Annotated in this window: 24 protein-coding genes, 3 tRNA genes and 1 pseudogene; 12 read left to right on the top strand and 16 right to left on the bottom strand. The window is 59.6% G+C overall.

Annotated elements, in window-relative coordinates:
• Positions 1-201 precede the first annotated feature (201 nt).
• The 7 genes from N554_RS0101920 (at position 202) to N554_RS0101890 (ending at position 3,985) form a co-directional block, all read left to right on the top strand.
• A complete protein-coding gene (locus N554_RS0101920; protein WP_029581926.1) occupies positions 202-426 on the top strand; it encodes a DUF7940 domain-containing protein in 225 nt (74 codons plus the stop codon).
• Complete coding sequence (locus N554_RS0101915; protein WP_051677253.1) at positions 423-947, top strand: lysozyme; 525 nt, start codon at positions 423-425, stop codon at positions 945-947. Before N554_RS0101920 ends, N554_RS0101915 begins: the two co-directional genes overlap by 4 nt.
• Positions 935-1,288, top strand: a complete 354-nt coding sequence (locus tag N554_RS0101910) for a hypothetical protein (RefSeq protein WP_156041728.1) — start codon at positions 935-937, stop codon at positions 1,286-1,288. The genes N554_RS0101915 and N554_RS0101910 overlap by 13 nt, the downstream gene beginning before the upstream one ends.
• A gap of 231 nt (positions 1,289-1,519) precedes the next feature.
• Positions 1,520-1,729 carry a hypothetical protein gene (locus tag N554_RS0101905; protein WP_029581923.1) on the top strand — a complete coding sequence of 70 codons (210 nt, stop codon included), beginning with the start codon at positions 1,520-1,522 and terminating at the stop codon, positions 1,727-1,729.
• 203 nt (positions 1,730-1,932) lie between these two features.
• On the top strand, positions 1,933-2,319 hold the full coding sequence (locus tag N554_RS0101900; RefSeq protein ID WP_051677273.1) for a hypothetical protein: 387 nt from the start codon (positions 1,933-1,935) through the stop codon (positions 2,317-2,319).
• A 149-nt stretch (positions 2,320-2,468) separates the two neighbouring features.
• Positions 2,469-3,626 (top strand): hypothetical protein, encoded by a 1,158-nt coding sequence (locus N554_RS0101895; RefSeq protein WP_029581921.1) that lies wholly within the window; start codon positions 2,469-2,471, stop codon positions 3,624-3,626.
• Complete coding sequence (locus N554_RS0101890; protein WP_029581920.1) at positions 3,623-3,985, top strand: hypothetical protein; 363 nt, start codon at positions 3,623-3,625, stop codon at positions 3,983-3,985. The genes N554_RS0101895 and N554_RS0101890 overlap by 4 nt, the downstream gene beginning before the upstream one ends.
• 1,010 nt (positions 3,986-4,995) lie before the next feature.
• Here N554_RS0101890 and N554_RS0101870 read toward each other — a convergent pair.
• The 11 genes from N554_RS0101870 to N554_RS0101810 form a co-directional block, all read right to left on the bottom strand.
• A complete protein-coding gene (locus N554_RS0101870) occupies positions 4,996-5,190 on the bottom strand; it encodes a hypothetical protein (RefSeq protein ID WP_029581917.1) in 195 nt (64 codons plus the stop codon).
• Positions 5,191-5,260: 70 nt separating this feature from the next.
• Complete coding sequence (locus tag N554_RS0101865) at positions 5,261-5,488, bottom strand: hypothetical protein (RefSeq protein WP_029581916.1); 228 nt, start codon at positions 5,486-5,488, stop codon at positions 5,261-5,263.
• A 598-nt stretch (positions 5,489-6,086) separates the two neighbouring features.
• Positions 6,087-6,446 carry a hypothetical protein gene (locus N554_RS0101855; RefSeq protein ID WP_029581915.1) on the bottom strand — a complete coding sequence of 120 codons (360 nt, stop codon included), beginning with the start codon at positions 6,444-6,446 and terminating at the stop codon, positions 6,087-6,089.
• A complete protein-coding gene (locus tag N554_RS0101850) occupies positions 6,443-6,832 on the bottom strand; it encodes a hypothetical protein (RefSeq protein WP_029581914.1) in 390 nt (129 codons plus the stop codon). The genes N554_RS0101855 and N554_RS0101850 overlap by 4 nt, the downstream gene beginning before the upstream one ends.
• Positions 6,833-7,174: 342 nt before the next feature.
• Complete coding sequence (locus N554_RS0101840; RefSeq protein ID WP_051677252.1) at positions 7,175-7,414, bottom strand: hypothetical protein; 240 nt, start codon at positions 7,412-7,414, stop codon at positions 7,175-7,177.
• 2 nt (positions 7,415-7,416) lie between these two features.
• Complete coding sequence (locus N554_RS0101835) at positions 7,417-7,701, bottom strand: hypothetical protein (protein WP_036052174.1); 285 nt, start codon at positions 7,699-7,701, stop codon at positions 7,417-7,419.
• Between the two features lie 15 nt (positions 7,702-7,716).
• Complete coding sequence (locus N554_RS0101830; protein WP_029581910.1) at positions 7,717-8,085, bottom strand: ASCH domain-containing protein; 369 nt, start codon at positions 8,083-8,085, stop codon at positions 7,717-7,719.
• Positions 8,086-8,757: a GIY-YIG nuclease family protein gene (locus tag N554_RS37095; protein WP_081851072.1), complete on the bottom strand. Its 672-nt coding sequence runs from the start codon at positions 8,755-8,757 to the stop codon at positions 8,086-8,088.
• A gap of 34 nt (positions 8,758-8,791) precedes the next feature.
• A tRNA-Thr gene (locus tag N554_RS0101820) sits at positions 8,792-8,866 on the bottom strand.
• 173 nt (positions 8,867-9,039) lie between these two features.
• The gene (locus N554_RS0101815; protein ID WP_029581908.1) at positions 9,040-9,597 is read right to left on the bottom strand and encodes a hypothetical protein; all 558 of its coding nucleotides are present in this window, start codon (positions 9,595-9,597) and stop codon (positions 9,040-9,042) included.
• A gap of 148 nt (positions 9,598-9,745) precedes the next feature.
• Entirely contained in the window at positions 9,746-10,138 is a 393-nt protein-coding gene (locus N554_RS0101810; RefSeq protein ID WP_051677250.1) for a hypothetical protein, read from the bottom strand.
• 131 nt (positions 10,139-10,269) lie between these two features.
• Here N554_RS0101810 and N554_RS0101805 point away from each other — a divergent pair, with 131 nt between their 5' ends.
• From N554_RS0101805 to N554_RS0101795, 3 genes are all read left to right on the top strand, one after another.
• Entirely contained in the window at positions 10,270-11,007 is a 738-nt protein-coding gene (locus tag N554_RS0101805) for a dienelactone hydrolase family protein (RefSeq protein ID WP_029581906.1), read from the top strand.
• A gap of 275 nt (positions 11,008-11,282) precedes the next feature.
• Positions 11,283-11,738, top strand: coding sequence for a hypothetical protein (locus N554_RS0101800; RefSeq protein WP_029581905.1), 456 nt, complete (start codon positions 11,283-11,285; stop codon positions 11,736-11,738).
• A gap of 52 nt (positions 11,739-11,790) precedes the next feature.
• Positions 11,791-12,177, top strand: coding sequence for a hypothetical protein (locus N554_RS0101795; protein ID WP_051677249.1), 387 nt, complete (start codon positions 11,791-11,793; stop codon positions 12,175-12,177).
• A 60-nt stretch (positions 12,178-12,237) separates the two neighbouring features.
• On the opposite strand, the gene rlmB is transcribed toward N554_RS0101795, so the two are convergent.
• Entirely contained in the window at positions 12,238-13,062 is an 825-nt protein-coding gene (gene rlmB / locus N554_RS0101790) for a 23S rRNA (guanosine(2251)-2'-O)-methyltransferase RlmB (protein ID WP_029581903.1), read from the bottom strand.
• 203 nt (positions 13,063-13,265) lie between these two features.
• On the opposite strand from rlmB, the gene N554_RS0101785 reads away from it, so the two are divergent.
• Positions 13,266-13,351, top strand: a tRNA-Tyr gene (locus tag N554_RS0101785).
• Positions 13,352-13,530: 179 nt separating this feature from the next.
• Here N554_RS0101785 and N554_RS0101780 read toward each other — a convergent pair.
• Positions 13,531-13,929 carry a YciI family protein gene (locus tag N554_RS0101780; protein ID WP_029581902.1) on the bottom strand — a complete coding sequence of 133 codons (399 nt, stop codon included), beginning with the start codon at positions 13,927-13,929 and terminating at the stop codon, positions 13,531-13,533.
• Positions 13,930-14,573: 644 nt separating this feature from the next.
• Here N554_RS0101780 and N554_RS0101775 point away from each other — a divergent pair.
• Positions 14,574-14,647: transfer RNA gene (locus N554_RS0101775), tRNA-Gly, on the top strand.
• Between the two features lie 57 nt (positions 14,648-14,704).
• On the opposite strand, the gene N554_RS0101770 is transcribed toward N554_RS0101775, so the two are convergent.
• The 3 genes and pseudogenes from N554_RS0101770 to N554_RS41685 form a co-directional block, all read right to left on the bottom strand.
• A complete protein-coding gene (locus N554_RS0101770; RefSeq protein ID WP_051677248.1) occupies positions 14,705-15,961 on the bottom strand; it encodes a site-specific integrase in 1,257 nt (418 codons plus the stop codon).
• Positions 15,958-16,146, bottom strand: a complete 189-nt coding sequence (locus N554_RS0101765; RefSeq protein ID WP_029581900.1) for a hypothetical protein — start codon at positions 16,144-16,146, stop codon at positions 15,958-15,960. Before N554_RS0101765 ends, N554_RS0101770 begins: the two co-directional genes overlap by 4 nt.
• Before the next feature lie 264 nt (positions 16,147-16,410).
• Positions 16,411-18,456: pseudogene (locus tag N554_RS41685) on the bottom strand (AAA family ATPase).
• Positions 18,457-18,464 lie beyond the last annotated feature (8 nt).

Genomic DNA, 18,464 nt, shown 5'->3' with positions numbered 1-18,464 from the left:
ATCTACCACCACAACCCCAAAGTGAAAAGAGAACGAACCATGCCTCAATCGTCTTTTGGCGAGGGATGGCTGTGACTTCAAACCTGAAAGGAGACTGAAAATGTTCGGATTTATCGTTGGTGCGGCTGTTGGCGGCGCGGTCGTCTGGTTCGGCAAAGAAAAGTTGCTGGCCTGGTATGACGCCGTAGTGGCGAAGATCTGATGCGCCTGATCGATAACGCCAGCCGGGAAGTCCACCGGCTCTGGACGGTGCGAATCGCCCTGTTTGCCGGCGTGCTGAACGGCGTTGCATTCGGCCTGGCGGCCTTTGTGGACGTGTTTAACCCGTGGCTGTTCATGGGCCTGAACGTCCTCGTCTATGGCCTGATCGCGGTCGCTAGGCTCATCAAGCAGGCACCTCCTGCAGACGAAGCGGGGGCCGCATGAACGCCCGCAGAACTACCATCACGGTCGCCAGCGCCGCCGCCCTGGCCGCCGCACTTCCCGCCGTCAAGGCGTATGAGGGCCTTTGGCTTGTCGCCAAGGTTGACATGATCGGAACAGGCCGACCCGTGACCGCCTGTTATGGCGAAACCGAGAACGTCAAGCTCGGGCAGAAATTCACCAAGCAGGAATGCGACGACCTGCTAGGCGTCAAACTCAAACGCTACGACGCTGAGATCGGGCGCTGCATCAGCGTCACGCTGCCCGACTACACGCGGGCCGCGCTGGTTTCGTTTGCCTACAACGTCGGTTCGGCTGGCGCCTGCCGATCTACCACCATTCGCAAGATGAACGAAGGCGACATCCGGGGCGGCTGTGAAGCTCTGATGCAGTGGACGCGAGCGCAAGGCCGCGTGGTCAAGGGCCTCATCAACCGTCGCGACAAAGAGCGCAAGCTGTGCCTCGCCGGCCTCGAGCAGAAGCCCGCACCTGTTCGGGTAGCAAAATCATGGTGGCAGAAATGATCGGTTTGCTCAGCGTCGCGTTCGCCGGAATTTGGCCTCTAGTCGCAAGCTACGGCACCGGCGGGCTATTGATCGCCGGGTGTCTGGCGGGCGCGTGGTTCTCTCCCGTCTTTAAAACGCATTTCCTTTGGGCCGCCGCGGTCATCACGGCCGTCATGATCACTTTCACAATAGGAGTTTCCGCAGGTGAAAAACGTGTTCAAGCACAGTGGGACGTTGCGCGCGATAATGCCATTAACAATGCTAAGAGCGCTCGGGCTAATGCTGTTCGTGACGTTGCTCGCAAGCCTTCTCGTTGGTTGCCAAACAAGCGGGATGGGTACGACCGTGACGGACAATGAAGGCCAATGCATCGCGTGGCGGGCAATCACATATTCCACGAAGAAAGACACGGCGATGACCGTGCAACAGGTTCGCGAACATAACGCCACTGGCAAGCGATTACGCTGCTGGAAATAGACGGGACGCCGCTGCGCTGTAACGCAACGACGCCCCTAACTCTCATGAGCCGTCTCTCCATGAAAGCTGAGAATGACAATGCCGACAAGTCGTAAACAAATTGTGGTGTCGCGATGAGCGACGATACCCGAGACCGAGTGATCCGCCTGGAGACCGAGATTGATCACATAACAGCCAAACTCGATGACATGCAGAAAAAGGTCAACGCGATGCACGACCTATTGATGCAGGCCAGAGGAATGCGATGGCTGATCGTCTGCATGGCAGCCATGGCTGGCTTCCTCGCTTCGTTCGCATCCAAGTATTTGCCATTCTCAAAATGATACGCGCCGTCATCCTCTCCGCAACACTCGCAGCATTGTTCTGCATGTGGATGGACCGACCAGCGCCAGTGAAGTCCGTCAAGGTCGATTATTGCAAGCTCGACACGGGCAGTTTTGCCCCGTGCTCCGGCCTTAAATATTCACTCAACATATAGGGCATCATGAAGCACATTAACTGGCCTCTCACGGGGGCGCTCGTTGTCATGGGCGCTCTCATCGTTTTCTTTTACTCAATTAGCTTCAAGCCATCCTACGCCCGCGATCTTGGCCAGTGGGAAAACTCAGACCCGACAATCCGCGAATGGTATCGCGGCCTGATGCAGCCAGACAATCCCGCCGCGTCATGTTGCGGAGAGGCAGACGCTTACTGGGCTGATGAAATCCACGTCAGGAACGGCAAGACCTACGCCACCATTACCGATGACAGGCCCGATGAACCTTTAGGACGGCCGCACGTCCCCAACGGGACAGAGATCGAAATACCGAACCACAAGCTGAAGTGGGACAGAGCAAATCCAACCGGGCACGGCGTCGTGTTCATGAGTCCCGGTGGCTACGTGTTCTGTTTCGTCCAGCCGGGCGGTGTTTAATGGTGTGGTCCCCGCCGCCGACCGACGAGCAATGCCGAGAGGCATATCATGCGAGTCAAACGTATCCTACGCTTTCGGAGGCCGCCCGCTCAATTGACAGGACGGTAACTTGCCTGAAATGGCGAATAAAGCTTTACCACGAACGTGGCTTGAATGGTACGGAGGCAACTGCCGCGCCAGCTGCGGGCCTTGACGTTGTAGAACGGCACCGTCTCTCGAGCGAAATCACCAGACTCAAGAGCGTATGCGCCAACCTCACAGAGCGGCTTGCGGCTGCGGAGGATCACCGGGCATCAATCCTCGGACTGCAGATCGCGCCGGCCGAGCCGATCGCAAAACCTCGCCCCGCCAAAATCTCCAAACATTCCGGCAAGCAAGCCGTCGTCCTGCACCTCTCAGACCTTCACGTTGGCGAAGTCGTCAACCGCGAAGAGGTCATGGGCGTCAATGAATATAACCTGGAGATCGCAGAGAAGCGCATAGGGAGGCTTTTCAACGCGACGTCAATACTGACCACCTCGGCATGGCCCGCCTCTGACGCGGCTCCGCACAAGGTCTGCGTGCTATTGGGCGGCGATCTGATCTCTGGCCATGGTCTGCATCCAGAACACGCCGAGACGGACGCCGGCACGGCCTACCAGCAAACCAAATGGGCGGCGGAATACATCTCCGCCGGCGTGCTTCGGCTGCATCTCGAGCTATTGGAGCGGTTCGGCAAGCCCGTCCCGATTGAGATGATATCCGTTGTCGGCAACCATGGGCGCGACACGTTCGGCAAGCCACGAACCAAGCTCGTCTCAATCCAGAGTTACGACACGCTGGTTTCCGATTTTGTCGAAGCGGCGCTGAAGCAATATCCGACCATCGCGCATTATCGGCCCCGCGGGTTTGATGCGTACTTTGATGCCGCCGGGTGGCCGCTCTTACTGACGCACGGAGACCGCATGGGGTCGGGAGGCGGAACGGGCTTTATTGGTCCGGCCGCCACGATCATCAAGGGGCATCGGAAGATCCTCGACACAGAGCACCGCCAGCGCCGCCCGGTCTACAAGGTGTTCTCCGGTCACTTCCACACTACTTGCGTGACGCCGTTCGGTTTCGGCAACGGCTCGGGAATCGGGTACGGCGAGTTTGCCAAGAGCCTTCGCGCGGATCCAGAGCCCGCCCAACAGAACCTTGTCGTGTTCCATGAGCGTATCGGGATGCTCCGATGGCACCCGATCGCGATGGGAGACCCCTCCGAAGGCTCGATCTATCAGCCGACCGCGGGCCTGATCCTGCCGAGCATGTATGAGGCCCGCGGATGACGCTTCCGCTTAATGCCGAAATGCTGGCTGCCGCCTACGAATATCTGCGGACCACGCCGCCGTTCAACAAATGGAATCTACCTGACCACGAGGACATCAAATTTCGGACTTCGCGTCGACCGCGAGAGGCCGGGCGATACGAATGGGACGGCGACCATCACATTGTCGCGTCCATCCACGGCATCGCCTACACTGAGTCCCTGATGCGGTTCATGTCGCACGAGATGGTCCATTTGCATCTGCAGATCATGGGTTGGGAGAGCAAGGCCCGCAGCGAAGAGGTCCACAACGCCGCCTTCCGGAAGTTTTCCGCGCTCGTCTGCAAGCACCACGGCTTCGATCCGAAAGCATTCTATTGACGCAAGCCCTCATCGTTTTCGCCGCGCTGTTCGCTCTTGATCTCGTTTGGGCAAAGTACACCCTCGCTATCAACGCCAAGCGGTCTCTACTTGCTGGAGGTTACGCCAGCGCCGTTATCGCTCTCAGCGGGTACGCAGCAATCAATTACGTCAACGACCCGTGGATGCTCTTGCCTGCAATGGCTGGCGCGTTCTGTGGGACGATCGTTGGGACACGACAACACCAAAAACCATAAAGTCGAGTTTCGGAATGAAAATCACCTATATGAAATACGTGCCACTAGGTTTCGTTCATGTTTGGGAGAAGGCGGGGTGGGAAGTAACCCCAATCCTGAATGACACGCATCACGGCGTCTACGCAGCTTGCATGGAATGGCGAGGTGAAGGCGAGCCCGTGTGCCCTCGGATAGAGGACGCCGCGTGACCGAGAAGCGCGCCGAATATCTCCGCCTGACATTCCCGGATCCCAACCGCTACGTCATCTCGATAGGCCCCGGCGATCATACGGCTGAGCGATGGGAGATATCCCTTGATCAGCTAAGGTCGCTTGTCTTGGACGCGATGCCGAAGGTTCTAACGCCGTTAGAGTAGACCCGCGGCCTTATCGTCGTCGCCCTGGTGACCGTGGCGCTGCTGTCGCTGGCGGGAAGTATGACTTAATTCGAATTGCCGAGAGGTAATAGCAGGGGCGACCCTGTTTTTCTTGACGACGCTCCTCCCAAGACTCAGCCGCGTCATTCCTTCGGGGGTGGCGCGGCTTTTTTGTTTGTGCGCCAGGGATCAGGTGCAGGTGAGCCAATATTTACAGTTCGGCGCGTGTAGAGCGCCGCCATAGCAGCATCGCGGCGGCGGCTCGATCACGTTCCCGTCGTCGTCTAGTTGAACCGTTTCGAAGGCGTTGCCGCGCATCCGGAGAGCCGTTTGGGGCTGCTTTCGGACCGGGCCTACGATAGCCGCGATCATTTCAGCTTCAATGGCCTTCGCAAGCTTCTGTGACATGCCATGCATTTTCATCTCTCTCCCAAATCATCCGAAATAATTATAGCACGCCGCACGGCCTCATTAACTATCGCACGGTCTTTTCGTTCCTCCGGTGTTAGAGCCATGACAGCTTCGTGGATATCGGAATCAATGGTCCGGTAATCGGTTTCCGGGTCCTTGTTGGCCCATTCGTGCCAGAGGTCGAATGAATCTTTTTCGGTCATTTGGATAGTTCAACTTTGATGATGTTCGGAAGCCATGGGGGCAGCGGCTAAGTTCATCGGTCGGAAGCTGTTACCCGTGGTCAGCATCCGGCCAGCGGGTACTGCACGGAAAGAATTTGTTGCAGGTCTGACCTTGGTTGGTTTGGAAGCGACCGGATTCGCTGTTGTGGCAGTCACCCTCAAGATGCATCCATGTGCCATTCGGCTGCATTCCGCCGCCGTCAAAATATTCGCAGTTCCCGCATAGAGGCGTCGGCTCGATCTCTTGGTCAAAGAATTTTTCAAGTGTCGCCGTCATCTTTAATCCTCCAGAACTTATCCGCTGCGTTGATGTGATTACGCGACGCTAAAGTTGTACTATCCATTCCTTGTTGGCCCATTCCCAGAATTGGTCGAAGGGGTCTTTGGTCATGGGGCTTGGTGCTCAAGACGGCGGCGCTGTGGTGTTTAGAATTTCCTCTATGGCGTCTAGGTAACCTTGATCATACCCCGCGCCGTAACTATTCGGGGCAGCCTTGGTGCTTTCTGCAACGTCCGCGCTGGCGTCTCGCCTTCGGTCCTTCAAATCTTCGACTATCTCTTCGATTGTCATAGCGTGTTCCTTTCCTCTCTCAATCCTTCGATATGATTCTAAACACCTTCGCCCGCTTCCGTTCCCTCTCAGGAGGTGGCTTGCCATAATTCAACGCCCTCATCATTCCAATACGCGGTAACATTGGATCACCGCCTTCGTTCCCTACCAGAATCAATGCTTCTGTTGCAGCTTGCCAGTGTGGTAATTTCTGTTCGTCTGGCGGTAGCTTTGCAACGTAGTTCCCGGCATCTCTTAGGGTTCGTAACTTCCGTTTATTGACGGGGATCGGCTCGGGGAATGGTGTGGACCAGGGCACGGATGGTTAGGCAGCGCCCAGTCTCGCGCGAGCTTGTTTGGCAAGCCCCTCCAACCTAGCAGCCTCGTTCTCAAAATATTGGCGGGTTTTGTCCTCTCGCGCCCGCATCTCTTCGTCTGTCTCGGGGCGCTCGTAATACACTTCAATTTCTGAGTGGTGTTCGCCCTCATACCCGCCGACACTATCAAGATCGACACGCGCCGACGCTCGGTACTCTGGCGGAACGACCTCCAGCAAACCGCGCAACCACTCGATAACCTCAACAACAGTGTCGTCATCATATTTATTATCGGCGATCAAGGAACCAAATATATCCTTTTGGACAACCGACACTTTAACGTTCTGTCTTTCGGTTCGTTCGCTCACGTCACGCTCCCGGTGTCTGTTGGGGTGGCTCTGATCTTCCGCCACGCGGCGGTCCACTGGCGGCGAAATTTCTTTCGCGTTTCCAGCCTCGCTGCAATTTGACCCGCGTCGTTCACCTCAATTGCAGCCATGATCTGATTATAGATGCAGTTGCGGACAGATAGTTTGAAAGTGGACGAGGTTGCCTCGATGGCTTTGGGGTATTGAACCTCGATGTAGGCAACCACCTCCTTGCCGATATCCATGGCGATAGCTTTGATGAGTTCTTTGCTCCAAGGAGCGGAAGCGGACTCGTCGCTCAATTCGCGAGCGGGCAACGAGGTATTGTACTGAGCAAGGCCGGTTGCGCTCTCAGAGCCGGTTACAAGCTTTAGGTTGTTGCTCATTTGCTGTTCCTGATTTGAAAAACCCTACCACAACTCGACGCTTCATGCTATCAACAAAGTGAAAGTTAGCCAATAAACACAGGCATTACATGCCCCTCGACAAAACGCCACTCCGTCTCGTCGGAGAGAAAGATTACTACGTCGAAATTTCCAACGACGATGACTCGCATTACATTCGGATTGCTTCATTCGACGGCTTCGAAGCGGCAGCACGCAAATTCCGCGAACTCACAAAAGACAAACCCGACATGCGGGTAACGATGCGTCGCCGGGCTCATGTGCACGATCACTACATCCCAGAGCGGTTGAAGCAGGAGACGGATCGGAGGGGGTGAGCCATCCCTATGCAGGGGTAGCCGGGGGTTGGGCGAACGGGATTTCGACGCGCCCGATGATGTCCTTCATATCCGCCAAGGCGAACTCTCGCGGAGCGTTCTTTTCATCATCATGGGCAAGCATCAACCATTGCTGCGCGGGGTGCCATTCGGACGATCCGAAGCGCAGGCTAATTGGCGTCGCCCGCCGATAGCCTTCCTCGCCGCGATAATTTTTGTACCAAAAAGTAATCGCCATCTCTCTCATCCTTATCTGTTGGAGCGTCTATTCAGTTGGGTGGGGGCGAGATAGTCTAAGACCTCGCACAGCGCTTGACGGCTGACCTTGATCATCACGCCGTCCATATCGCACCGCTCTTGATGGTTGGTCAGATTGTCGATCGCTGCTTGTGGCCGCTTAGGGCGGTTCGCTTGCTCCCAGCGCTTCCAGTCGGACTCGCCCATCCAACCGCACTGACGGGCCTCCTTCGTGGACATGCACACCTTCTCGCCCGCGTTGGGTGTCGTCGCGCAAAATCGGCAAGATTCGTTCATTCTCTCATTCTCCAATCAGCGGGGAGGGGGATCATTCGGCCGCCATCGAATGATGTGGCCGGTGAAGCTGTTGGTCTTGTAGCGCTCTGAAAACCACTTCCACATGGCCGCGTAATCCGCGAAGCCGTCCGCCCTGGCGAAGTCGTCCATGTCACCGGGAAATCGGGACGTGTCCCCAAGGGTCACGCCGCGCGCTGTAAGCCCGACATACGTACAATCGACGCAGATGGCATCCGCGAGCTTCCGGCAATCCTTCGTCCGCTGCCCGGTGTAGAGCTGCAAAGCCTGCCCAGCCCTAGCGCGAGCGCTCTGGCGAATGGTCTGCGTCTTGCGGCCGGCGGCGACGGCTTCGGCGAACTGCGGTGAGAAGTTGATGGCTACCATCTACCCCACCCCCAGCGCAGAACGGGAGGTCCGATACGTTCCGGCTTTCAGTTCCTCAAGGATCTTCAGGTTACGCTCGCGCTCGCATGGGTAGCAGGACTGGTGCACGGGCTTGCCATGGGCACAGAGCGGCCGCGGCTTCCGTTTTGGGGGTTTGTAGGCGCCGACAATGGTTGAGCAGAACGCCACAAAGTCGGCCTCGGCTTTGTCCAGCGTGGCGCGGCCGGTGTCGCACAGCCGCAGCGTCAGGAAGGTCCGTAGTTTTTTGGAAAGGGCGAACCATTCCCCATGCAGCCGGTCGGCGGCGAACTGCTTGTGAAGCATCCTTTCGTCCTTAACCGCCCCTCGCACGATCAGGACGACGACGGGCGGGAAGGGACCGGCAGAGGCTAGAGTTAGTTGCCGCTGGTCCACGCCATTGCTGAAGCCGATTTTGATCCGGCCCGCGCTGTACATGAAGTAGACGACATCCCCGATCGGGAACGTGTCATTGGGGTATTGGTGAAATGTATAGGTTATTGGATGCCGATATGGGACCACCACCGTTGGAACGTGGGCATAGGGCATGGCAGGCTTTTCAGGCTGAAGTTTTCCTGGCGCAATTGTGCCGACTTTTGGTGGTCCGACGTGCGCTGTCTGTTCCGGAATGTCCGGCTTGTCGAGTAGCGACATTTTGAAAGAAACCCCCGATTTACGGGGTTTTGTATGGTGCCGGTTGAGAGGATTGAACTCCCGACCTTCGGTTTACAAAACCGCTGCTCTACCGCTGAGCTAAACCGGCGAATTGAAAACGCATCGTGGTCAGCGAAATCCTTTGATTCCGCTGCTGTTGCGGCAGGTCCAATATCAGACTTGCCCGCAAAGGGCTAGAACCCCAAACCCGCGTCGGTTGTCGAAAAGCATGAAAAAAGGGCGGCTTGCGGCCGCCCTTTTCGCCTTAGCTACGAGGCTGCTTTATTGGCAGAGGTACCGGCGGCCGTCTGCGCCCCTATACCAGGCGCCCGGCTGGCAGACGAAGCCATTGCGGGCGGCATAGCCGTCAGTATAGCCGCCATACCCGCCGCGGTAGCCGTTGTTGTAGTAGGCGTAGGAATCGCCGTTGTAGTAGGCGTAGGAATCTCCGCGGAACGGCGCCGTCGCGATTGCGCCCGCGGTGCCGATCGCGCCGCCTACGACGCCTGCCGCGACATCGCCGGGCCAGAAGCCGGAATTATAGCGGCGGTCCCACCGGTTGTCGTTCCACCGGTTGTCGTTCCAGCTGTCACGCCAGCCATTGTTCCAGCCGGCGTTGCTGTCCCAACTGTTGTTCCAGGCGGCATTGCCGCGATAGGCGGCCCCGCGCTGATAACTGCCGGTGTAGGGATTTCCTGGTCCCTTGTTCTGGCAATTGGCGTTTGGATAGAACTGGGCGCAATAGCCGGGGTTATAGACCACCTCCTGCGCGATTACGGGGCTTGCCAACGCAGATGAAAGGATCACGCCAGCAGCGCCAAGAAGTCCGAGTTTCGTCATACGTTTCTCCGTTACTGTGACAGCAAGGCTAAGTATGCGCCCGAACGGACGTTCCCATTTTTCTGGCCAGGCGATTCAAACAGATGTGATGCGATGGCACCAAAAAGGCGGCGCTGCGGCCGCCTTTTCGGTTCATTCATTGGTGCTGCTAACACGGATACCAGCGTCCATCGGGGCCGAGATACGTCGCACCCGGCTGCAGGCCGCATCTTGCCATGCGCCTTACAGGTCGGTCGCCGTAATAGGCATAAGAATCGTCATAGACTCTGCTGCGGCCGTACGGCGCGTAGGGATCGCCGGCACGGAATGGCGCCGTGGCGATCACACCCGCCGTTCCGATCGCGCCGCCGATCACGCCGGCTGCAACGTCGGCCGGCCAGAAGCCGGGACCTCCGTAGCCATAATCATAGTAGTAGTCATTTGCCCAGGGATGGGCCTGTGCATAGGCGCCGGGCTCCTGCATCGCTTCCTGCGCCATCGCAGGTGTTCCGATCAAAATGCCCAGAACCGCCACCGCACCGAGAACTCCTCGTTTCGTCATTGCTGATACTCCCGGATCGTTGTGAGAGAAAAACAGGCCGCAGCGACGGATGTTCCGAATCCGGGTTGTACTGTCTTCAAACCGATGTGAAGTTCCCCTCGGCGTTTTGAGAAAGTGAAGGTGGGCCGCCGATGCAAATGGACGATATCGATTACCGCGACGGCGCAGTGAATTTGCGTGGATATCTGGCGTATGACGAGAAAGCATCCGAGCGGCGGCCAGGCGTGCTGGTGTTTCACGAGGGGGTGGGATTGGGCGAGTTCGCGATGGCGCGCGCCCGCATGCTGGCCGAGCTCGGCTACGTAGCGCTCGCCGCCGACATGTTCGGCGAGCGCCGGCAGGCGCGCAATCTGCAGGAAGTGGCGAGACTGGTCGGCGATCTCCGCAACGAACCGCAAACGATCCGTGCCCGCGGCCGCGCCGCGCTGGCGACGCTCACCGCCTTGCCGCAGGTCGATGCGAACCGAATGGCCGCGATCGGCTTCTGCTTCGGCGGCTCGGTGGCGCTTGAGCTCGCGCGCGACGGCGCCGACCTCAAGGCCGTCGTCAGCTTCCATGGCGTCCTTGCAACCAAGACGCCTGCGGTATCCGGAAGCGTGAAAGCCAGCGTGCTGGTCTGTACCGGCGCCGACGATCCGCTGGCGCCACCCGAACAGGTCAACGCGTTCGAGGACGAGATGCGCGCGGCCGAGGTCCGGGACTGGCAGGTCATCAGCTACGGCAACACGCTTCACGGCTTCACCAATCCCGCCGCCAACGGCTCGATGATGCGCACCGCGCTCTACAGCGAGCAGGCCGACCGCCGCGCCTGGGCGTCGATGCGAAGCCTTTTCGATGAAGTGTTTCGCGATAATGCGGGCGGCGCCTGAATACGCCCGCGCCGGGCGGCGTTAACGTTTTCATATCGCGATCGCTTGCAATTGAACGAGCGCGAATGCTTGCGTGTTAGCCTTACCAGCAGTTTGGTCGGAGGATTTAACCCTTGCCGGCGCGCCGTCGGTTAGGCTGCGCTGGAGCATCTTGCGGCGAGCGGAATCCGATTTGTTGCAAGAAAAAGCTCTGTTTTATGAGTTGCGCGTATTTTGATCGCAAAACCGGTGCGCACCCTTTGCGGAAATACACGCGAGAAATCGGAACCGAAACCATGCGCGGCGGACTCGCACTGGCAATTTTGATCGGCACGACCCTGCCGGCTTTGGCTGGCGGCGGCTTCGATATCGTGATTCCAGGTCGCCCTGGCGTGCCCATCATCATTAACGGCGTTGATGCATCTTACGCAGTCGTTGAAGGCGCGTGGGGTCTTGGCAAGGGCGAGCAAGTGCAGCCCACGATCTATGGCGGCCGCTACGTCGATCCCGTGCCGAACGTCGGTCATTACTATCCGAGCGCCGGGCACGTGCCGGGCTACGGGCGTCTCGAAATCGAACCGCCGGCCAACCGCAGGCTGCCGCAGCCCGCGGAGAGCTATCACCAATCATGGTCTGCGCAATCCACTCCGCCGGCGCAGGCCGAGGTGCCGTTTTATCCGCCGCCGATCATCGTCGCGCCGCAAGACCGCGATTTCGGCAAGCCGCAGGATTTTCCGCATCGACAGCCTTAGAAGTTTCCACGCTAAAGCCCCGCCAACAAAAACAAATTTACAGGAGAGAATAATGCGTCAGACGATTTCAGGATTGGTAGCGGCACTTGCCGTGGTGACCGCGAGCGCTGTGCCCGCGATGGCGTGCGGTGGCGGATGGTTCGAGAGCTCGTGCTCGCCCTGCGGCTATGGCAGCCCGTGCGCGCAGCCTCAGGTCTACGTTGCCCCGGCCCCGGTCTACACAGGCTGCAACATCGGCTGTGGCGGCTGGGCCCGTGAGCGGCTGCCCGATCCGGTGCGTCAATATTACTACGTCAACCAGGGCCCGACCTATACCGGCCCGGGCAATTGGGCGCCGGTCCCGACCTATCAGGAAAGCGCGCTGCCCGGTTGGGATGGCTATCGCCGCGCGCCGCGCTACTACGGTCAGCGCGAACGCGTGCTGCGACGCTACAACTGACCGCCGGAACCTAACCCTGGATATCAGCGCCCGTTCGCATCATGCGAGCGGGTTGCTGTTTCAGCCCATCAGGCCGAGCCGGACCGCGCCGATATAGAGCGCCAGCACCGCGGCGTTCGACACGTTGAGGCTCTTGATTTCGCCGGGCATATCGAGCCGCGCCACCACGCTGCAGGTCTCGCGCGTCAACTGCCGCAAGCCCTTGCCTTCGGCGCCGAGCACCAATGCCAAGGGTTGCCGCAAGGCGACCGCGCCAAGATTTTCGCTGCCCTGGCTGTCGAGCCCAACCGTCATGAAGCCCTGATCGTTTAAGCCCGTGAGCGCGCGCGCGAGATTTTGCACCGTAACCAGCGGCACCATCTCCAGCGCGCCGGAGGCGGATTTCGCCAAAACGCCCGTGGCTTCGGGGCTGTGGCGCGCGGTGGTGACGATCGCCTTGACTGCGAAAGCCGCCGCCGAGCGCATGATCGCGCCGACATTATGCGGATCGGTGATCTGGTCGAGCACCAGCACGATGCCTTGTTGCTCAAGCATATCGAGATCCGGCGAGGGCAGGGGATCGGCTTCCGCCAGCAGGCCCTGATGCACGGCGTCCGGCCCGAGGCGCTGGTCGATCAGGCTGGGTCGCACGATTTCCGGCGTCACCCGGGTGTCGATTTTGTCGTCGGCAAGCCGTCGGGCAGCGTTTTCCGTAACCCACAGCTTGCGAATCTGCCGCTGCGGATTGGCCAGCGCCGCCGCTACCGTATGCCAGCCATACAGAATGGCCGGACCGTCAGGGTTTGCGTCGCGGTCGCGCCGGACCGGCCGGCGGCCTGACCCGCGGCCCTTGTCGGGTGCCTTGCCGGCGCGCCGGAACTGCTGCTTTTGGTCGCGATCGCTCATAGCAGGCTTGTGTCATGGGTTCAGAACAATGGCAATTTGGGCCCCCCATAAGCACTTATTTAGCGGCCGGCGTTGGTTGACTTTGCCGTGGTGCTTCCCTCATAAACGCGCCAACTGGGAGCCCGTGATCGGGTCCTTGGTTTCAGCGTCATTCATGGCCTTACCTCCGCCAGTTCGGCGGGTGGGTTGCGATGCTGTTGAGAGGGGAAGTGTCCCGAGTGGCAAAGGGAGCTGACTGTAAATCAGCCGCCTCATGGCTTCGAAGGTTCGAGTCCTTCCTTCCCCACCAAATTGATATCATTAAAGAATATGCCCTTCGGGGACGATGCGCTTTCCGGTCTGTGCGACATCCGTGCGACTTCACGCTTTGTTCACGGTCGCGGCTAGACAGGAGCCCTCCGAAATCTCGGAGGAGGGCTGTCGAAACACGTGATGCCTATCTGCTTCGCCTTCGCAGGATTGCCAGCGTCAGGAATCCGTTTCGCCGGCTGCCTCCGTCGTCGGAAAAGAGACGCCGGGAAGATAGAGCGAGATGGGGCGGATCTCGTAGACTGCGGTGGGGTTGACGCGGCGCAGGTCACGGGCGGCTTCGATCGCGGCTTCTTCGGTGGCGCAGTCCAGGACATAGAGGCCCAACAGCTGTTCCTTGGTCTCGGCAAACGGACCATCGATAACCAGTCCAGCGCCGGGACCTCGCAAGGTGCGGGCTTTGTTCGTCGCACCCAAACGCGCCGCCGGCCCTAAGCGCCCCTCTTGCTTGAGCCGGTCATGAACCTGATGCAGATCCGCCATGAGCGCCGCATCCTCCTGCGGTGTCCAGGACATGACGTCTGCTTCCACATGATAGGCAAGGATGGCGTAAAACATCGGTGTACCCCTTTTCGTCGTCGGGATTGGCTGATCTCCGTGGGATGAACGCAATTGCGTTTATCCGTAGGACGTTTCGCCGGAGCAAATTCTCACGATCCCACGTTTCGGAAAAATTTTGCACTTGCCAGTGTCGGGTGCACTCCCACGGAAACACTCCGGAAATACGATACTTGGGAGCTGAGTTGAACTCGCCGCGCGAGCAACACGGCTGATGTGCAGAAGGCAGCAATGCGCGAAGGCACTCAGCGGAGACGGTCATGTTGCGTAAGCCATAGACGGGCGTGTGCACGTTGGCCATTGGCATCGCGTATTGTAAAAACAAAAAGACGCGACGGGATTGCTTCCGTCGCGTCCTGACTTTTGTAACTCGCTGGTCCAGGCGCTGAGAGCGCCCTGTTGCCAAGCCAAGAGAGCTTAGCGGGCGATCCCAGCGAGGTGACAGCGCTTGGTATAAGACACTGGATCACCTCCTTTCGTTGTTGATGGAAACATCAATATAGGCGGCGAATCAGCGCCTGTTAAGCCCGGCCGGTGTGAAGGGCGTCCGCGGAACAAAAGGCGGTTTGCAGGCTGCATGACGGGTCCGAATCGATGCATGAACTGTTGAGGCCGCCTGCCTGCCATGATAGTTCATCCCCTGCGCGGGTGTAGCTCAATGGTAGAGCAGCAGCCTTCCAAGCTGAATACGAGGGTTCGATTCCCTTCACCCGCTCCAATATTCTCAGGCGCTTTTCGAATTCTCGGTTTTCCATTCGGACAAGAATGCTGGTGTTCATTCGGACAAATGTCCTTCTTTTGTTCGAGACGCGCGGCGCTTCCTCGCCCCGTTCATGATCTGGCGCGTCGTGCGCTTGGTGTATTTCGGCAGCACCTTGACGGTCGTGTGCCGCCCTTGCGCCAGCATCTCGCGGTCGGTGAGTTCGGCATCTCCGCCTTCGGTGAAACCGCCATGGCGAAATGAGGTGAAAGATAGCGCATCGCGCAAGCCAGCGGCGCGGATGACCTCTTTGACCTTGCGGCTCAGGTGCGTGAAGTCCGGTTGGTCCGGCTTCGGCCATGTCGGCCATGGTCCACGATTACCCCAGTCCCGGCACAGCATCAGACCGCCAATGCGCTCGCGCTTGATGGTATCAAGTTCGGCCATAAGCTCAGGATAGATGGGTGCGCCAGCATCATCGATTAGTGGTATCCAACTTTCCTGTTTCGTTTTCTCGTCCACGACGCGCACCATGTTCGGGCGCTCTTTCGGACGATAGTACGAAACGTCGAACGTCGCGAAGATGTCGGTCTCGCGCTGCAACCACTCCCAGCCGATGAGCGCGGCGGTCGCCAGCGATGGCAGGCCAAGTTCGACGGCTTTGGTGCGGAACACCAGCAACTCGTCATAGGTCGCGGTCGGCGTCTCACGATCAGATGATCGAAGGCCCATTTGCGCGAAGGGGTTGACGAGTGGCAGCTTGCCGGGATGTCGACGCGCAACCACATTCCAAGCGCGGCGGCAGGATTTCATGGCGTGGTTGACCGTCGTGCGACGTTCGCGCTCGACCACGTTGCCGTCAGCGTCGGTGGTTCTGAGGATCATCAGTTTTTCGTAAAGGTCGTCCGTCAGGGCGGTGTCGATGGCGCTCAAGCGTTTCTCGCCGAGCCGTTTGCCGTCCTTCAACACGTAGCCGCCGACCAGCTTGAAGCCGACTTCATGGTTGCGTTTGCTCTTGGGGTCGAGCTTGGTGAATCGCCGGTCAGTGCGATATTCGCCGAACATCCAATCGAGTGTTCCGGATGCGCTGATAGCTGGTGATGATGCCGGGCTGGCGTCGCCGGTCCGCCAAGCATCGAAGGCGGGCAAGAGAATGGTTTCGGCCCGCGATACCGCAGCACTGTAGTCGGTGCCGAGCGGCCCGCTCTGCAAGGTGCAGCCTGCCTTCCGTGCCCATGATGGTACGTGAAAGAAATGGCCCCAACCGCCGCCCTTGAGGGGCTTACGTTCGACGTAGCGCGGCAGGGGCAGCGCAGAGCGTGGCGGCTTCATAGCAGCTTCCTCAATTCCTCTGAGGTCTCTTCGGCCGGGGCAGGGGCGTCTGGATCGCCGACGTTAACCCGAATCAGGCCGTCGGGACCTACCTCGATATTACGAACATGCAAACCCGTTTGCTGCACGGATTTGATGGTGCGGGTGATTTCACTCGGCTTGACGCGCCAAGGACGGTTACTCATTGGACAAACCTCGGGTGCAAGATTGCCCATGCCGTGGCCAGCCGTGTCCGTCGTGCTGGGTTGGGATTTTCGCGTCGGCACCCAAGGGCTTCGCTTCAAAATATCCTATCCCTGCATAAACCTCAATTATCCGCTTCAAATTAGCGTGTTGATGGGGGATAGGTCCAGGCAGGTTCTGTTCGATCGTGATTGCGCCGCGCATGTTCGGCCCGTTGTCGGCGCGGGCTGCGGATGATCCGGCAATGCTGCCGATGGCGGCACGGGTCACGGCTTGGGTCCCGCCACAATCCGAAACCGCTTGCGGCACGGGTAGTCGTAGGCTTCCAGGTGCAGCTTGTTGGCGGCGAACAGGCGGCCCATGGCATCGGCCAGCGCCGACTTCGAGACCTTCGCCGCCTTGGCTTCCTGTTCCTCGGCGAACAGCGCGGGCGCGTAGGAGGTGCCCTTCTTGTTGGTGACAGCGCCGAACCGGTCCAGCAACTTCAGGAACAGGTCTTCGGCCTTCCGCTCGGCGATGGCCTTCTCAATTGTGCCCTGTCCTGGCTCGGGCACGAAGACGCCATTCCTCCAGCGCAGCAGCACCCGCGCGCCGACCGGGCCGTAATTGTTCTTCATGAACAACAATTCCCGCAATTCGGGGTCCGGCTCGTCGCCCTTGTCGGTCGTCGCGGTCTTGAAGAACATCCTCGCCCGTACCGAATTATGCCATCCCGTGCTGCCGCTCAGCCCGGTCTCGGTTTTGATGCCGATCAGGGAGGGATGGCTGCAAAGTACGACGGCGCAGTTGCCGTCGATGGCAAGGCGGCGCAACAGCCCGATGAACTGCCGAACCTGCGCCCTATCGTTCTCGTTCCCGGCGAACACGTCGGCGCTGGTATCGATCACCACGCACTTCGGCTGGATGCCGGAGACCGCCTTGTGGATGCGGTGAAACAGCGAGCTGGCTTCGATCATGCCGCCACGATTGACCGCGCCCAAGATCGCGTCCTTGCCGGCGTAGGACAGCAGATGCAGGCCTCCGGCGATGAGGTCGGCGAACCTCACGCGGTGTTGGGCGGCGATGTCGGCGACACGGCGGTGAATCTAGTCGGCGTCGTCCTCGCAGCCGAAATAGATCGCAGGGCCCGGCTCGGGCAGCATCCCGATCCAGTCGCGGCCCAGCGCGTGCGCGACCAGCAGCTGCAGCGAGAGCAAGGTCTTGCCTATCGCGCCCTCGCCTGAGAACAGCGTGGGCTGCCGGAGCGGAACCCGCTCGCGCACGGACCACAGCCGCGGCGGTGGCGGCTGGCCGTCCCAGTTGCTCATATCGATGAAGGCAAGCGGCTCATCCGCGTTGCCGCCGTCATCTGGTTTCGTGTCGTTCAGATCGGCGTGCGGCTTCGCCTCGCCGCTGCCCAGCCCCGACGCGATGGTGGCGGTTGTGGCGGCTTCGCCGTCGTCATGGACCAGAAGGCAGGCGGCTGCCGCCTCATATAGCCGATGGGTCACCTGATCGCTGCCGATCCACTGCCGCGCCACCATGGTACCCATGCGATACGCGAGCGCGTTCAGCTTGTTGTTGCGGCCGGAATTCTGCGGCATCGCCGCCATCTCGTCGAAGCCGCCTTGCAAGGCGGCGGCGGCATACTTCTGTTGCCGGTTGCCGTACATCGCGATGAAATCGGCGCCACCGCGATGGTTGGCGCCGTGAAGGCCGGCGCCGTTCGTTTTGCGGACCTCATCGGTCCAGCCGTGCTCCCGCATCAGCGCGGCGGCCTTGGCGATGAATTGCTCGGCCGTTGCCTTCGTCAGTTCGGGCAAACCGGCCAACGGCACGTCGCCGGGTTCGCCACCGTGCCAGCGATAGGGCTTGTTGGTGCCGGGATGGACGCCGTTAACGACGATCTGCTGGCCGTCGCCGAGCACCTCAACGCGATGGCGCTGCTGCGTCGGCGATGTGAACACCGGCGTTGCCATCTTGCCGAACGGCGCGTCGGTGCGGAATAACGCGGCGCGCTTCGGTGGTTGGCCAAAGCGAATCATGCCTCGGGTGCCCGTAACGTCCCAAAGCAGTTGCTCCAGCTCGTCGGCTACGTCGGGATCATAGACGTCAATGTCGACGGCCGGGGCGGTGCGCGTGATGATGCCGGTGTTCAAGGCTTCCGGATATTTATGAAACCAACTGTCGATCTCGGCATCGCTGGCGGCGACGTTCTGCCAGCCGAGAATTGGCGGCGCCTTGCCGATGGCCGGGATCGGAAGGAAGCCAGCTTCGCGTAGCCGCTTCCGTGCGGTCGTGGCCGCGTCAAGGATTTGCCAGGTCGCGAGCATCGGCTCTC

The organism is Bradyrhizobium sp. URHD0069, from assembly GCF_000701345.1.
Classification (GTDB): domain Bacteria; phylum Pseudomonadota; class Alphaproteobacteria; order Rhizobiales; family Xanthobacteraceae; genus Bradyrhizobium.
Note: the sequence above shows the minus strand (reverse complement) of the source record. Positions and strands in the feature narration are given on the sequence as shown.